Genomic DNA, 13,818 nt, shown 5'->3' with positions numbered 1-13,818 from the left:
GCGGCTCAGGGATAGAGCAGGAAGGGCCGCCGGGTTTCCTCCCACTCCCGCTCGTCGGCCTGGGCCAGGGCGTCGAGATCGCCGGGGCGGGCATTGCTGTCGTCCACCCACTCGCGCAGGATTTCCGAACCGTTGATGAGATCGATCGCCAGGCGGTCGTGCTCGTATTCGTAGGGAAAATCGCGCCACAGCGGGTAGTCGGCGCGAATGCGCCGGATCGCCTTTAAGGCCAGCGCCTGCAGTCGCCACGGGCGGAAGGCCGCGTGGTCGTAGTGGGTCGGGTCTTCCACGTGGATCTGCACGCCGTTGCACAGCTTGCCGGCGTGTTTGTGAAAGGTGGGCTCGAACCAGCAGTCGCGCAGCCGGCAGCCCGCCAGCCACTTCGGGGCGATGGCCTGCATGTGGGCGATGACCTGGCGGGCGTCGATGTCGGGGGCGCCGAACAGCTCCAGCGGACGGGTGGTGCCCCGCCCTTCGGAGAGCGTCGTGCCCTCCAGCATCACCGTGCCGGCGTAGGCGCGCGCCATCGACAGGTTGGGCGCGTTGGGGCTGGGATTCACCCAGCTGCGCTCGCTGCCCGGCCAGCCGTGGCCCGGGGCGGCGTCGGGCTGCCAGCCTTCCATCGTGATGACCTCGCACGCCACGTCGAGCTTGAGGGTGGCGACGAACCACTTCGCCAGCTCGCCCATCGTCATGCCGTGGCGCATCGGCAGCGGGCCGGCGCCGACGAAGCTCTCCCAGCCGGGTTGCAGCAGCGTGCCCTCCACCGGGCGCCCCACCGGATTGGGGCGATCCAGCACCCACACCGCCTTGTTGTACTTGGCGGCCGCTTCGAGGACGTAGCGCAGCGTGGTGATGAAGGTGTAGATGCGGCAGCCTAGATCCTGCAGATCGACCAGCAGCACGTCGAAGCGGTCGAGCATCGTCGCCGTGGGGCGGCGCACCTCGCCGTACAGGCTGAACACCGGAATGCCGTGCAGGGGATCGAAGTAGTCCGGCGACTCGATCATGTTGTCCTGCTTGTCGCCGCGCAGGCCATGCTGGGGGCCGAAGGCGGCGGTGATGTGCACGTCGCGCAGCGCCGCCAGGGCGTCGAGGGAATGGGTCAGGTCGCGGGTGACGGAGGCCGGGTGGGCCAGCAGCGCCACCCGCTTGCCGGCGAGGGGCTGGCGCAGCGCCGGGTCGGCGAGCAGGCGGTCGAGACCGAATCGAATCATGGGGTCGCAGCTTTCAAGGCGACGGCAAAGCCGTCGCGGTGGTGGAAATCGGGCTGGGCGGCGGGATGGCTCAACGCCCAGTAGCGGTGGCCGCCGTCGGCGTGCTCGACCACGGCCGTGAGACCGAGGCGCAGCGCGCCCGACGGCAGCAGTTCGAGGGGCAGACGGGCGGTCAGTTCCAGGCCGCCGGCATCCTGCCGCACGTCGATCCGCGGCGCCGGGCCGTCGGGCGACGGGACGCGCTGGCGGTAGCCCGCGAAATCGAAGCGCATCCACTGCCCGCTGGGCGAGAAGTTGAACTCCCGGTAGGCGGCCTCCTCCGCCCCCGCCACGAACAGCTCGAAGCAGGTGAAGGCCCACAGCCGCTCGACCGGCAGGGGCTCGCCCGGCGCCGGCACGCGCAGGGCAGCGAGCCGGCCGTCGAGGCGGTAGGCCACGGCGAGCCCGGTCTCGGCCCGGCGCAGGCACACCGCGATGCCGTCCACCGCCGGGTCGGGCGTGGCCGGGTGGCACAGCAGGGCGAACTTTGTCTCGGTCATGGGAATCTATGGCAGAGCCGGGCGGCGTGACAGCGGCCCGCAGTGTAGCCCGTCTCGCCGGGCACGATAAACTGGATAACCCTCTCCGTTTGTAAGCCTGCCTGCAATGTCCGCCGCCACACCCCGCCTGCGCAGCCTGCCCGACCGCCTGCGCCAGATCGCCCTGTTCGAGATCGGCGGCCTCGTCCTCATCACGCCACCCTTCGTGTGGCTCTCGGGCGAGGCGCTGATGCCTTCCGTGGCCCTGCTGGCCATGCTCGCGCTGATCGCCGCGGTCTGGAACGGCGTCTACAACACCGCCTTCGACTGGTTCGAAGGCCGCCTCACCGGCCGCCCCGCCGACCGCCGCCCGTGGCGCCTGCGTGTGCTCCACGCCACCGGCTTCGAGCTCGGCGTGCTGCTGATGAGCCTGCCGGTCATCGTCTGGTGGACCGGCATGGACTGGCTCGCCGCCCTCGTCGCCGACCTGGGCCTCGCCGCCGCCTACGTGGCCTACGCCTTCGTCTTCAACCTCGGCTACGACCGCCTGTTCCCGATCGCCGACCCCGCCAACCCCTGACCGCCCCCCCACGAGGCCCCGCCATGCCCACCACCACCCTCGTCATCACCGGCATGCAGTCCGACGACTGCCTGCGCACCGTCATGAACGCCATCCAGGACCTGCCCTGCATCGGCTACGTGGACGTTTCCCTCGCCAGCGGCGAGGCGACCATCGAACACAGCCCGATGGTGTCGGAAGGCGACATCCGCGCCGCCATCGAGGACGCGGGCTTTCCGACGAAATAAGGGCGGGCGGCTATAATCGGCGGCCTCACCCCCGCCTGGAAGCCGCCGTGTCCGATCGCCTGAAAGTATTACCCCAATACCTGATCCCCAAACAGGCGCTCACCGTGCTGGCCGGCAAACTCGCCGGCGCCCGGGCCGGCGGGCTCACCACCGGCGTGATCCGCTGGTTCGTCGGGCGCTACGGGGTGAACATGGCCGAAGCCGCCAACCCGGACATCGCCAGTTACCCGAGCTTCAACGAGTTCTTCACCCGCCCCCTCAAGCCCGGCGCCCGCCCGCTGGCCAATGCCGACTACCTCTGCCCGGTGGATGGCGCGATCAGCCAGTTCGGCCGCATCGAGCGCGACCAGATCTTCCAGGCCAAGGGCCACCGCTACTCCACCACCGCGCTGCTCGGCGGCGATCGGGATCTCGCCCTGTGGTTCCACGACGGCGAGTTCGCCACGCTGTACCTCAGCCCGCGGGACTACCACCGCATCCACATGCCCTGCGACGGCCGCCTCACGCGGATGATCTACATCCCCGGCGCGCTGTTCTCGGTCAATCCCACCACCGCCCGCGGCGTGCCCGGCCTGTTCGCCCGCAACGAGCGCGTGGTGTGCGTCTTCGAGAACGACGAAACCGGCCCCTTCGTGCTGGTGCTGGTGGGCGCCACCATCGTCGGCAGCATGGCCACCGTGTGGCACGGCCAGATCAACCCGCCGCGCCCCGGCGTCATCAAGGAATGGGACTACGCCCCCGGCCAGGTCACCCTTAAAAAGGGCGACGAGATGGGCCGCTTCCTGCTCGGCTCCACGGTCGTCATGCTCTTCCCCAAGGGCCGCCTCGGCTTCAACCCCGAGTGGGCGCCCACCCGCGCGATCCGCATGGGCGAGGCCATGGGCCGCCGCGTCTGACCCCCGCGGGCCCCGCTCGCCCCCACAACCGGCACCAGATCGGGCCCGAGCCCGACACCCGGAGGAGACCCCACGATGCGCCTGCCCGCGCTGCCCCCGATCGTCATCGCCCAGCTCTTCGGCACCTCCCTGTGGTTCTCGGCCAACAGCGCCGGCGCCGATCTCATGCGCGCCTGGCAGCTGCAGCCGTCCGATCTGGGCCAGCTCACCAACGCAGTGCAGCTCGGCTTCATCGCCGGCACCCTGGGCTTCTCCCTCTCCGGCCTCGCCGACCGCTTTGCGGCGAGCCGCATCTTCGCGGTCTGCGCGATCCTCGGCGCGCTGGCCAACGCCGCCTTCGCGCTCTTGGCCGACGGCCTCGGCGCCGCGCTACCGCTGCGCTTTTGCGTGGGGCTGGCGCTCGCCGGGGTCTACCCCCTGGGCATGAAGCTGGTGGTGAGCTGGGTGCCCCAGCAGGCCGGCGCGGCGCTGGCGTGGCTGGTGGGGATGCTCACCCTCGGCACCGCGCTGCCCCACGGGGTGCGCTTTCTCGACACCGGCTGGGGCTGGCAGGCCACGGTGCTGGTGTCGTCGGGCCTGGCGGTGCTGGCCGCCGGCCTCATCACCCTGCTGGGCGACGGCCCGCATCTGGTGCGCAAGCCCGGCGCGCCGCCGCTGCGCCTGGGGCGCGTCCTCCTCGCCTTCTGCGAGCCGCGCCTGCGCGCGCCCGCCGGCGGCTACTTCGGCCACCAATGGGAGCTCTACGCCTTCTGGACCCTCGTGCCGCTGCTGGTGGGGCAGGTCACCCAGGGCGCGGTGTCCGGCCCCTCCTTCGCGGTGATCGGCATCGGCGCCATCGGCTGCGTGGCGGGGGGCTTCCTCAGCCGACGCATCGGCAGCGCCCGGGTCGCGGCCATCGCGATGGGCGTCTCGGCCCTGTGCTGCGCGATCTACCCGCTGCTCGCAGGCAGCCCGGAATGGCTGCTGGGCGCGGTGATGCTGGTGTGGGGCGCCAGTGTGGTGGCGGATTCGCCGCACTTCTCGGCGCTCTCGGCCCGCGCCTGCCCGCCGGAGATCGTCGGCAGCGCGCTGGCCTTCCAGAACGCCATCGGCTTTGCCATCACCATGGGCTCCATCGCCCTCACCACCCGCCTGTGGCCGGCGCTTCACGAGCAGGTGGCGTGGATCCTGCTGCCCGGCCCGCTGCTCGGCCTCGTGGCCCTGTGGCCGCTGTGGAAGCCCGGCGCCGCCAAGCCGTAAAATCGGCCCATGACCGCCATTCCCATCCGCTACGTCGAACCCGTCTTCCGCCCGCCCTCCGAGGCGCAATCGCTGATCCTGCCCGTCACCGACGGCTGCTCCTGGAATCAGTGCACCTTCTGCGAGATGTACACCGCGCCCCAGAAAGCCTTCCGCGCCCGCGCCGAGGACGAGGTGCTGGAGAGCATCCGCCGCACCGGCCAGCTTTACGGCGACCAGCTCCGCCGCGTCTTCCTGGCCGACGGCGACGCGCTGGTGCTGCCCACCCGGCGCCTGCTGGCCATCCTCGACGCCATCCGCGCGCACATGCCCGCCGTGCATCGCGTCTCCAGCTACTGCCTGGCGCGCAACCTCAAAAAGAAGACCGTGGAAGAGCTCGCCCAGCTCCGCGCCGCCGGGCTGGCGATGGTTTATCTCGGCGCCGAATCCGGCGACGACACGGTGCTGGCCAAGGTGAATAAGGGCGAGACCTTCGACTCCACCCGCAGCGCCCTCGACAAGCTCGGCGAGGCCGGCATCACCCGCTCGGTGATGATCCTCAACGGCCTGGGCGGGCAGGTGTATTCCGCCCAGCACGCCGACCACTCCGCCCGCCTCGCCAACGCCACCCAGCCGGAGTACCTCTCCACGCTGGTGGTGAGCTTCCCCACGGGCGAGGCGCGCTTTCGCTCCGGCTTCCCTGAATGGGCGCCGCTGGACCAGTCGGGCCTCTTCCACGAGATGGAACGCTTCCTCAGCCAGCTGGAGCTGCGCCGCACGGTGTTCCGGTCCGATCACGCCAGCAACTGGCTGGTGCTCAAAGGCACACTGGGCGCCGACAAAGAACGCCTGCTCGCCCAGGTGCGACAAGCCATTGCCGAACCCGGCGGCGCCCACCTGCGCCCGGCGTGGGCGCGAGGCTTGTAAGCCGCCGAAAAGCACCAGCGCCACATTCGAAGTACTTTGCACCTGCCGAGCAATTCGTCGCGCGCTTGATGAGGCTGCAGGGCGATCGTTGGAACGCCTCGACATCGCACGTCTGACGGGGCTGGTTTTCCTGCACGACCTAGCGACGCGGCCTGAGACACGCCCTTCGCAACACCCGACGCCGGGTGATCGGTCATCGACGTCGGCTTCCGCTTACCCCCATCGACCCTCGCTGCGCCCCCCTGAGGGGGGCTGCGTCACCCACCCCCCGCCTCATTTTCAGGCGACGGCGGTTGGCCGCGAGGCGAAGTCGGCTTGGCGAGCGTCGAAGTCGATGAGCGTTTACCCCCTCCGGGGGTCGGCGGCACCCCCTCGGGGGGTTGGATTTCATCGAGATCGGCTCGGGTTTCATCAAACTCGGGTGAGCGTTCATCAAGGTCGGCCGCCCGCCACCCGACCTCGGCTTGTGGTAAGCCTCGCTTGCCCCCGGCCCACCCTCGGGGGCTGTTCCCTCACCCGAAACCGCCACCGGCCTCATCGATGACGACGCGCCGCACACGGCCAAGGTCGTCGGCAGGGCCGTCTCCAAGCGCGGCGGCTACAAGGAGCTGGCCAGCCGGGGCGACAGTCTTCCCCTGGTGACGACCTTCCCATTCGCCGGACTTCCTCAACGCGCTGTCGCTGGACGAGATTTATTGTCTGCGCAAGGTGGATGGCTTTACGACGATCACCCGGGCCTGCGACTCGGACAAGCTGCGGGCATTGTTCGACGCAGGCGATCTGCCCGGTTATCTTTGGAAACAAGGTCTCTTCGAGGGTCTCAACGGATGGCGGAGCGCCTCATCTTCCTGCTCGAAGCGCCCTCGATGAAGGCATTGCTCGACGGCTTGCTGCCGCGGCTCTTCCCGGGCTGGGAGCCCGGGACGCATTTCATGTACGTGCCCCACCAGGGCAAGCGCGATCTGGATGCCAGCGTACCGTTCAACATTTCTATTATCTGAAAACGCCGGCGCGCCCCTCAGCCCTCGCCGATCTGCGCTCGCAGCTTCTCCAGCGCATCGGCCTCGGTGCGCACCTTGAAGAAGGCGCCGGCTTCGTCGGCGCGCTCTTCGAGCACCTGGCAGTTGGCAAACACCGCCTGGCGCAGGTGCTGGGCGGACCAGGGGAGGAAGAGCTCGGCTTCGACCAGATCGCGCTGGAAGAAGGCGACGATGAGGCCGTGGAGGCGGGCCACGTCGTCGGGGCGGCGGGCGCTCATGACGATGCAGCCGGGGTAGCGAGCCTGTAGCGCGGCGGTGTAGTCGGCCTGGGCCGCGGCGTCGCCGACGTGGTCGATCTTGTTGAACACGCGCAGGCGCGGCACCGCGTCGGCGCCGATCTCGGCGAGCACGCTGTCGGTCACCTCGAGCTGGCGCTCGAAGCCGGGGTCGCTGGCGTCGATCACGTGGAGCAGCAGCTCGGCCTCCAGCGCTTCGTCGAGGGTGGATTTGAAGGACGCGACGAGGCCGTGGGGCAAATTTTTGATGAAGCCGACGGTGTCGCTCACCAGTACGCGGGGCACGCTTTCGGGGTAGAGGACGCGGACGGTGGTGTCGAGGGTCGCGAAGAGCTTGTTGGCCACCAGCACCTCGCTGCCGGTGAGGGCGCGCATCAGCGTGGATTTGCCGGCGTTGGTGTAGCCCACCAGCGCGACGCTGGCGAGGCCGCGCCCCCCCTGGCGGCGGGCGCGCTGGGTCTTGCGCTCGGCGTCCATCGCGACGATGTCCTGCTGGAGTTCGGCGATGCGGTCGCGGATCTTGCGGCGGTCGAGTTCGGTGAGCGATTCGCCCGAGCCGCGCCCGCCACCGCCGCCCCGCTGGCGCCCCTGCGATCCGGCCAGCTTGGCCAGCTCGCGCAGGCGCGGGGCCATGTAGCCGAGCCGGGCGATCTCCACCTGGGCCTTGGCCGCGCGGGAGCGGGCGTTGCGGTGGAAGATCTCGAGGATGACCATGGTGCGGTCCATCACCTCGCAGCCCACTTCGACCTCGAGGTTGCGCGCCTGGGAGGGGGACAGCTCGTGGTCCACCAGCACGATCTCGATGGGGCGGCCGTCGTCGCCGGCCACGTAGTCGCGGACCTCCTGGCGCTTGCCGGCCCCCAGGTAGGCCGCGGTGTCGAACGTGGCGCGTTTCTGGACGAAGTTGTGGACGACCTGCAGGCCGAGGGTCTTGGCGAGTTCGCGCAGCTCGGCAAGGGAGGCGTCGAATTCGAAGTCGGGGACGTTGGGCAGCTGGACGGCGGCGATGACGGCGTAAATGGGGGTGTCGCGGGCTTCGGTATGCATGCGGCGGGAGCGGCGCTCGAATGGGCAAAGGCGCAGTGTACCCGTCGTCAGCCCGGTGGCCGCCGCTAAGTTCGATCGCCAGCTAACTGGAAAGGCTTCCTCCCGCCGCGTCGGACAGAAAAAGGGCCCGCGCCGGGAGGGGCGGGCCCAAACGGGAGACGCATCAGGAGGATTGCTGCAGATATGCGGTGCTGCCAGGCGGGGCTTACTCCACGGCGGCCTTGGCCGCGGCCTTGGCGCGGCTCTTGTGGTACTGGGCCTTGTGCTTGTGCACGATGCGCTCGACCTTGGTGTCGGCGGTCTGGCTCTTGACCGCGCTCTCGGCGGCCTTGGCGGACTGGCTGGCGGCTGCGCGGGTGTTGTCGACGGTGTCGGCGGCGTGGGCAGAGACGGCGAAGGCAGCAATGGCGGCGGAAATGAGCAGTTGTTTCATGGGTGGCTCCAGGGCGGGTGAGTTTGTCGGGCGCGTCCGCTTGGGGTGTCGCGCTGGTCGTCATCTTCCCGCGCCGGCCGGACTGGGAGTGTCGGCGGATTCCGATAGCGTTGTCGGAAGGCGACGCCTCAGCGCAGCCAGCGCAACAGGGTGGCGTAGAGCAGTTCGGGCACCACGGGCTTGGGCACGAAGTCGTTCATGCCGGCGTCGAGGCAGTTGGCGCGGTCTTCGCTGAAGACGTTGGCGGTCATCGCCAGAATCGGCACGCGCTCGCGGCCGGGGATGGCGCGAATCCGGCGGGTGGCGGTGAGGCCGTCCATGCGCGGCATCTGCATGTCCATCAGGATCAGGTCGTAGGCGGTGCGCGTGGCCTTCTCGACGGCCTCCTCACCGTCGTCGGCGGTGTCGATGACGAGTCCGGTGGAGCCGAGCAGTTCCTCGGCGACGAGCTGATTGACCGGCTCGTCCTCGACCAGCAGCACGGTCTTGCCGGCGGCCAGCGCGGTCAGCTCGGCTTCGGCGTCGCCGCGTTCGCCGTGGGCGTCGGCGCCGACGGGGTGGCTGCATTTTTCGAGGCGGGCGGTGAACCAGAAGGTGCTGCCGACGCCCGGCGTGCTGACCACGCCGACGCTGCCGCCCATCAGCTCGGCCAGGCGCCGGGTGATCGCCAGGCCGAGGCCGGTGCCGCCGTATTCGCGGGTGGTGGAGCTGTCGGCCTGCTCGAAGGCGTTGAAGATCTTGTCCTGGGCGGCGGGGGCGATGCCGATGCCGGTGTCGCGGACCTCGAAGCGTACCCGCAGGTGCTCGCCTTCGTCGGCATCGATGCGCGCGGCCAGGGTGACGCTGCCCCGCTCGGTGAATTTGATCGCGTTGCCCACGTAGTTGAGCACCGCCTGCTGCAGGCGGGTGGCGTCGCCGAGCACCCAGGGCAGCGCGTCGGGCACCGCCGTGACGAGCGCGATGCCCTTGTCGGCGGCACGGTCGTTCATGATCGACATGACGTTGGCGAGCAGGGCGGCAATCTGCAGCGGCTCGGCGCTCAGGGTGAGCTTGCCGGCCTCGATCTTGGAGAGGTCGAGGATCGAGTCGATGATCTCGAGCAGGTGATGGCTGGCGGCTTCGATCTTGTGCAGGCGGTCGGCCTGCGCCGGGGCGACGCCCGAGCGGTGCATGAGGTAGGCCATGCCCGAGATGGCGTTGAGCGGCGTGCGGATCTCGTGGCTCATGTTGGCGAGGAAGGTGCTCTTGGCCACGTTGGCGGCCTCGGCGGCGTTGCGGGCCACCTCGAGCTGCTCGGTGCGCTCGCGGACGAGTTCTTCCAGATGGGTGCGGTAGCCTTCCAGCTCGTGCTCGAGGGCCTTGGTCGCCGTCACGTCGGTGACGAAGCCGTACCAGACGATGCGCTCGCCATCCATCTCGGGCATGGCGTCCACGTGCAGCCAGCGCTGGGAGCCGTCGGCCCGGCGGATGCGGTAGTCCACCAGCCAGCGCTCCATGTCGGTGGCCGAGCGGCGCAGGGAATCGAAGAAGCGCGTGTAATCCTCGGGCACCACCAGTTCGCGGATGCGCGTGGCGTCCGACTCCAGCGCTTCGGGGCTGACCCCGTAGAGCTCCCGCACCGCGTCGCTGGCGAACGGGAAGGCCCCGGTGCCGTCGGGGTACTGGAAGTACTGGAAGACCATGCCGGGCACGTGGGAGAGGATCTTGCGCACCTGTTCGGTGGCGGCCACCCGGGCGAGCAGCGTCTCCTGGTCGACGATGGACTGGAGCAGCCCGTTGAAGGCATTGGCGAGCTGGCCGATCTCGTCCTCGCGCTCGACCGGCAGCGCGGCGCGCGGACGCGTGCCCTGGCGCATCTGGTCGAGCAGCTCGGCCGAGCGTTCGAGCGGCCGTAGCTGGTGACGGACCCACCACCAGGCGATCAGCGCCGCGAACACCGTCAGCAGCCCCGCCGCCAGGATCAGGCGATGCTGCATCTGGCGCACCACCAGGAAGGCTTCCTCGGTGGGCAGCACCGACTGCATCAGCCAGCCCGTGGCGCCGATCCGGACCGACGACGAAAGCTCCTCGACCCCGCGCGAACTGACCGCGACGCCGGAGCCTTCGTGCCCCGCCATGTAGCGGTCGTAGACCGGATTGACGCCCGTCGGCGGCCCGGCCTTCATCACCCGGCGCCGGTCGGACGAGGCGATGCAGATGCGCGCCTTGGCGTCGGTGATCAGGAAATCGCCGGTGCGCCCGTACTTGGCGTCGCTGATCTGATCGAGGAAGTTGTGTCGGCGCAGGTTGGTGACGCCGAAGACGCTGCCGATCATGCGCCCGTCGGGGGTGAGGATGGGCACCGCGATGGTGATGACCGGCTCACCGGTGCGACGTCCGATCATCGGCTCGGCGATCACCGGACGGCCCGTGGCCTTCATCGTCCGGAAGAAGGCCAGATCGCCGTAGCGCGTACCGTTGCGGTCGAGGGCGGCGGGCACGCTGGCAATGGCGAGCCCGTCGGCGTCCACCACCATCACGCCCCAGTTGAACATCGGATCGAGGCCGGATTGCGACGCCAGCACCGCCTGCACCCCGTCGGCCGTCAGGCGCCCGGCGTCGCCCAGACGCAGGGCCAGGCTGTCGAGGATCGCGGTGCGCTCGGTCACCGAGCGGTCGATCTCCGAGGCGATCAGCGATACCGTCGAATACTGCTGCGCGGAAATCGCCGCCTCCATGTCGCTGCGCAGGTATTTGCCGATCACGAAGGTGACGATCCACAAGGACATCACGGACGCGCACAACGCCCCCGCGATCAGCCGCGTACGCAGGGATTGCCATGAAAGGCTGCTTAGCACTTGATGTCCACCTGTGAGTCCTGTCCTGTTGCTTCGGGCCGGGCCTGCCCCTACGGGCCACGCCGGCGTCAGGCTTTACGGTAAGGCGGAGGAAACATTTAGCCGCAATGCGCCGCCGGCGCCCGGGCTCAGGTCGCGGTGCGGTTGCGTCCGCCTTCCTTGGCGCGGTAGAGGGCCTGGTCGGCGCGTTGCAGCACGGCATCGAAGTGCATGTCGTCCACCGCGAGCACCGCCACGCCGATGCTCGCGGTATGGCGCACGACCTGCCCGTCGTCGGCCCGCACGCCGTCCGACGCCGCGATGGCCTGGCGCAGCCGTTCGGCCAGCGCAATGCCCCCGTGCAGGTCGGTCTCGGGCAGGATCACGGTGAACTCCTCGCCGCCCAGGCGGCCGCAGATGTCCACGGTGCGCAGGACGTCGCGCATCCGGTCGGCGATGTGGCGGATCACCCGGTCGCCACCGAGGTGGCCCCAGCGGTCGTTGATCCCCTTGAAGTTGTCGATGTCGATCATCAGCACCGCCAGCGGCTTGTCGTAGCGCAGCGCGCGGCGGGTCTCCTGCTCGCTCAGCGCGAGGAGCTGGCGCCGGTTGGCGATGCCGGTCAGCGCGTCGGTGGTGGCCATGTGATACATCTCGGCGCTCTGGCGCACGGCACGCCGATGCGCCCGCAGCAGGGCCACCGACAGCGCGACCAGCACCGCGTAGGCCAGGCCGAACTGCCAGGCGCGCTGCCGCCAGCCTTCGAGGGCGCGCGCCTCGTCGATGCCGACCACCGCGATGAACGGGAAACGCTCCAGCCGGGTCAGGCCGACGATCCGCCGCCGGCCGTCCAGCGGCGAGGGCGCCGTGAAGGTGCTGCTCCCGGTCAGGCGGTCGAGCGGGGGCTGGTCCGGCGGCGGCGCGGTGCGCGTGCCCTGGATGTCCGGCAGCGGCGGATTGCGGGCCAGCACGATGCCGTCGCTGTCGAGGATGGTCTGCACGTCGTGCTCGGCCACGCGGACGGCCTCGATCCACTGCTGGGCGTAGTCGAGCGCCACCACCGCCATGGCCGCGCCCTCCATGCGCCCCGCCGGGGAGCTGACGATGCGCGACATCAGCACCACGGGCTTGCCATTGGCCGAACGGTCGGCGGGCATGTACTGGATGTGCAGGCGCTGGCCGGGCGGATGTTGCGCGAGGGCGCAGAAACGCTGGCGGCTGCGGGTGCCCACCAGGTGCGTGTCGCGGCTGCCGACGGCGACGAAGACGCAGTCGGCGTCGAGCAGCACCAGATCGGTCAGGGCCGGCACGGTGCTCAGCTTGGCCTCGAGCAGCGCGGTCAACCCGGCCGGTGCGACACCTCGCGGGTAATCGCCGGCCACATGGCCGAGGATGTCGCGCAGCACGTAATCGGCGGCCAGGAAGGTGTCGCCGAACAGGCTGGCGACCAGCTGGCTCTGGCGCACCGCCACCTGGCTCATGTCGGCCATCGTGCGCGCCCGCTCGCGCCAGAAGTCGTACGCCAGCCAGCCGCCCAGCACGACCAGGAACACGATGGCCGCGCCAAGGGTGGCGAAGGAACGGGACAGGCGGGCGTGGGACGACGCGTCGCTCATGGCAGGGCGGACAGGCGTGGTGGCACGCGCGTGGGGGCCGCGCGTCGGCTCACCACATCAGATCGTCCGGCACCTTGAAGTCGGCGTACGGATCGTCCGGATCCAGCTCGGCACTGCACTTCTTGACCCGCACCACCATCGCCGGATCGCGCTCGGCGATCTTGTCGGCGATCACCCGCGGCACCAGCTCGACGGACTCGCCGGCGCAGACGATCACCAGGTGCTCGGCGGCGATGTGGGCCTGGACGGCGGCCGAGACGTGGATGCGCTTGATCTTGTTGTCGTGAGTGAAGTTATAGGCGATGTCGCCATTGCCCTTGCTCTGGCGGTTCTGCTGGATCATCTGGGCGATCTGCGCGGCAATCGCCTTCTGGGCCGCCGTGGCGTCGCGGCGGGCGTTCAGTTCGCGGGCCCGCTCGGCGTTCTGGCGCTGCGCCTCGACGGCCGCCAGGCGCGCCGCGTCCACCTGCTCGGTGCCGGCGCGGCGATCGGCCTTCTTCTGGTTGCTCTTCTCGTGGCTGACCTGTTTGGCCTTCTTCTTGTCCACCAGGCCGGCTTTCAAGAACTGTTCCTGCAACGACGCCATCTGTACGACTCCATCGGGGAAAAACGGACGACCCGACCGGGTCGCCCGGGGATTGCTCGGGGACGGGCACCGATTGTATGCGTCCTGACCGCCGCGCGGGGCGGCGTGCCCGCGCCAGCCGCGACATCACCGCCGACGCGGCGGGTGGTCGTGACGGCGCTCGGCGGAGGCCGCCCGCGTCGATGCCGCGTCCACCAAGCCCGTCACGGGTGGCCGGCGGCGTGGATGCTATGCTCCCCGGGTTCGCCGCGGGCCGTCGTCGCCGGCGGCCAGACCGCATTCCCGGAGTCCTGCCCATGAAATCCGCCCCGCTTTCCCCGCTGTCGCTGCGCCCCCTGGCCATCGCGACCGCCCTCGCCCTGACCGCGCCGGTCGTGTTCGCCCAGGCGCCCGGCGTGCCGGCGAAACCCGCCGGCGTCGCGCCCGCCCCGACGGGCAAGCCGGCCGCCGTGCCCCCCATG

The 13,818-nt window shown here is 70.0% G+C and carries 13 protein-coding genes; 6 read left to right on the top strand and 7 right to left on the bottom strand.

Features of this window, described 5'->3' with window-relative positions; translation table 11 throughout:
* Positions 1–5: 5 nt before the first annotated feature.
* Positions 6–1,217, bottom strand: a complete 1,212-nt coding sequence (locus ACE3P2_RS17590) for an exo-beta-N-acetylmuramidase NamZ domain-containing protein (protein ID WP_374266858.1) — start codon at positions 1,215–1,217, stop codon at positions 6–8.
* The gene (locus ACE3P2_RS17585) at positions 1,214–1,756 is read right to left on the bottom strand and encodes a DOMON-like domain-containing protein (protein WP_374266857.1); all 543 of its coding nucleotides are present in this window, start codon (positions 1,754–1,756) and stop codon (positions 1,214–1,216) included. Before ACE3P2_RS17585 ends, ACE3P2_RS17590 begins: the two co-directional genes overlap by 4 nt.
* Positions 1,757–1,862: 106 nt before the next feature.
* On the opposite strand from ACE3P2_RS17585, the gene ACE3P2_RS17580 reads away from it, so the two are divergent.
* From ACE3P2_RS17580 to ACE3P2_RS17555, 6 genes are all read left to right on the top strand, one after another.
* A complete protein-coding gene (locus tag ACE3P2_RS17580) occupies positions 1,863–2,315 on the top strand; it encodes a PACE efflux transporter (RefSeq protein ID WP_374266855.1) in 453 nt (150 codons plus the stop codon).
* 23 nt (positions 2,316–2,338) lie between these two features.
* Positions 2,339–2,542, top strand: coding sequence for a heavy-metal-associated domain-containing protein (locus tag ACE3P2_RS17575; RefSeq protein ID WP_374266853.1), 204 nt, complete (start codon positions 2,339–2,341; stop codon positions 2,540–2,542).
* A gap of 47 nt (positions 2,543–2,589) precedes the next feature.
* The gene (asd, locus tag ACE3P2_RS17570; RefSeq protein WP_374266851.1) at positions 2,590–3,438 is read left to right on the top strand and encodes an archaetidylserine decarboxylase; all 849 of its coding nucleotides are present in this window, start codon (positions 2,590–2,592) and stop codon (positions 3,436–3,438) included.
* Between the two features lie 75 nt (positions 3,439–3,513).
* Complete coding sequence (locus ACE3P2_RS17565) at positions 3,514–4,677, top strand: MFS transporter (protein ID WP_374266849.1); 1,164 nt, start codon at positions 3,514–3,516, stop codon at positions 4,675–4,677.
* A 9-nt stretch (positions 4,678–4,686) separates the two neighbouring features.
* On the top strand, positions 4,687–5,583 hold the full coding sequence (locus ACE3P2_RS17560; RefSeq protein ID WP_374266847.1) for a radical SAM protein: 897 nt from the start codon (positions 4,687–4,689) through the stop codon (positions 5,581–5,583).
* Between the two features lie 827 nt (positions 5,584–6,410).
* A complete protein-coding gene (locus ACE3P2_RS17555) occupies positions 6,411–6,584 on the top strand; it encodes a hypothetical protein (protein WP_374266845.1) in 174 nt (57 codons plus the stop codon).
* A 17-nt stretch (positions 6,585–6,601) separates the two neighbouring features.
* On the opposite strand, the gene hflX is transcribed toward ACE3P2_RS17555, so the two are convergent.
* The 5 genes from hflX to ACE3P2_RS17530 all read right to left on the bottom strand — a co-directional run bounded on the left by hflX (position 6,602) and on the right by ACE3P2_RS17530 (position 13,357).
* Positions 6,602–7,906 (bottom strand): GTPase HflX, encoded by a 1,305-nt coding sequence (gene hflX / locus ACE3P2_RS17550; protein WP_374266843.1) that lies wholly within the window; start codon positions 7,904–7,906, stop codon positions 6,602–6,604.
* Positions 7,907–8,111: 205 nt separating this feature from the next.
* Positions 8,112–8,339, bottom strand: a complete 228-nt coding sequence (locus tag ACE3P2_RS17545; RefSeq protein ID WP_374266841.1) for a hypothetical protein — start codon at positions 8,337–8,339, stop codon at positions 8,112–8,114.
* A gap of 128 nt (positions 8,340–8,467) precedes the next feature.
* Positions 8,468–11,107 (bottom strand): ATP-binding protein, encoded by a 2,640-nt coding sequence (locus ACE3P2_RS17540; protein WP_374266839.1) that lies wholly within the window; start codon positions 11,105–11,107, stop codon positions 8,468–8,470.
* A gap of 197 nt (positions 11,108–11,304) precedes the next feature.
* Positions 11,305–12,771: a diguanylate cyclase gene (locus tag ACE3P2_RS17535; RefSeq protein ID WP_374266837.1), complete on the bottom strand. Its 1,467-nt coding sequence runs from the start codon at positions 12,769–12,771 to the stop codon at positions 11,305–11,307.
* Between the two features lie 49 nt (positions 12,772–12,820).
* Positions 12,821–13,357: a DUF2058 domain-containing protein gene (locus ACE3P2_RS17530; RefSeq protein ID WP_374266835.1), complete on the bottom strand. Its 537-nt coding sequence runs from the start codon at positions 13,355–13,357 to the stop codon at positions 12,821–12,823.
* Between the last annotated feature and the right edge of the window lie 461 nt (positions 13,358–13,818).

It is taken from the genome of Zoogloea sp., from assembly GCF_041911615.1.
GTDB lineage: Bacteria > Pseudomonadota > Gammaproteobacteria > Burkholderiales > Rhodocyclaceae > Zoogloea.
Note: the sequence above shows the minus strand (reverse complement) of the source record. Positions and strands in the feature narration are given on the sequence as shown.

What these genes read in the sequence shown, in the direction of transcription:
- ACE3P2_RS17580 (WP_374266855.1), top strand. Translation starts at nt 1,863, where the DNA reads ATGTCCGCCGCCACACCCCGCCTGCGCAGCCTGCCCGACCGCCTGCGC.
- ACE3P2_RS17585 (WP_374266857.1), bottom strand. Translation starts at nt 1,756, where the DNA reads ATGACCGAGACAAAGTTCGCCCTGCTGTGCCACCCGGCCACGCCCGAC.
- ACE3P2_RS17565 (WP_374266849.1), top strand. Translation starts at nt 3,514, where the DNA reads ATGCGCCTGCCCGCGCTGCCCCCGATCGTCATCGCCCAGCTCTTCGGC.
- ACE3P2_RS17540 (WP_374266839.1), bottom strand. Translation starts at nt 11,107, where the DNA reads ATGTCCTTGTGGATCGTCACCTTCGTGATCGGCAAATACCTGCGCAGC.
- ACE3P2_RS17575 (WP_374266853.1), top strand. Translation starts at nt 2,339, where the DNA reads ATGCCCACCACCACCCTCGTCATCACCGGCATGCAGTCCGACGACTGC.
- ACE3P2_RS17590 (WP_374266858.1), bottom strand. Translation starts at nt 1,217, where the DNA reads ATGATTCGATTCGGTCTCGACCGCCTGCTCGCCGACCCGGCGCTGCGC.
- hflX (WP_374266843.1), bottom strand. Translation starts at nt 7,906, where the DNA reads ATGCATACCGAAGCCCGCGACACCCCCATTTACGCCGTCATCGCCGCC.
- ACE3P2_RS17560 (WP_374266847.1), top strand. Translation starts at nt 4,687, where the DNA reads ATGACCGCCATTCCCATCCGCTACGTCGAACCCGTCTTCCGCCCGCCC.
- ACE3P2_RS17545 (WP_374266841.1), bottom strand. Translation starts at nt 8,339, where the DNA reads ATGAAACAACTGCTCATTTCCGCCGCCATTGCTGCCTTCGCCGTCTCT.
- ACE3P2_RS17535 (WP_374266837.1), bottom strand. Translation starts at nt 12,771, where the DNA reads ATGAGCGACGCGTCGTCCCACGCCCGCCTGTCCCGTTCCTTCGCCACC.
- ACE3P2_RS17555 (WP_374266845.1), top strand. Translation starts at nt 6,411, where the DNA reads ATGGCGGAGCGCCTCATCTTCCTGCTCGAAGCGCCCTCGATGAAGGCA.
- ACE3P2_RS17530 (WP_374266835.1), bottom strand. Translation starts at nt 13,357, where the DNA reads ATGGCGTCGTTGCAGGAACAGTTCTTGAAAGCCGGCCTGGTGGACAAG.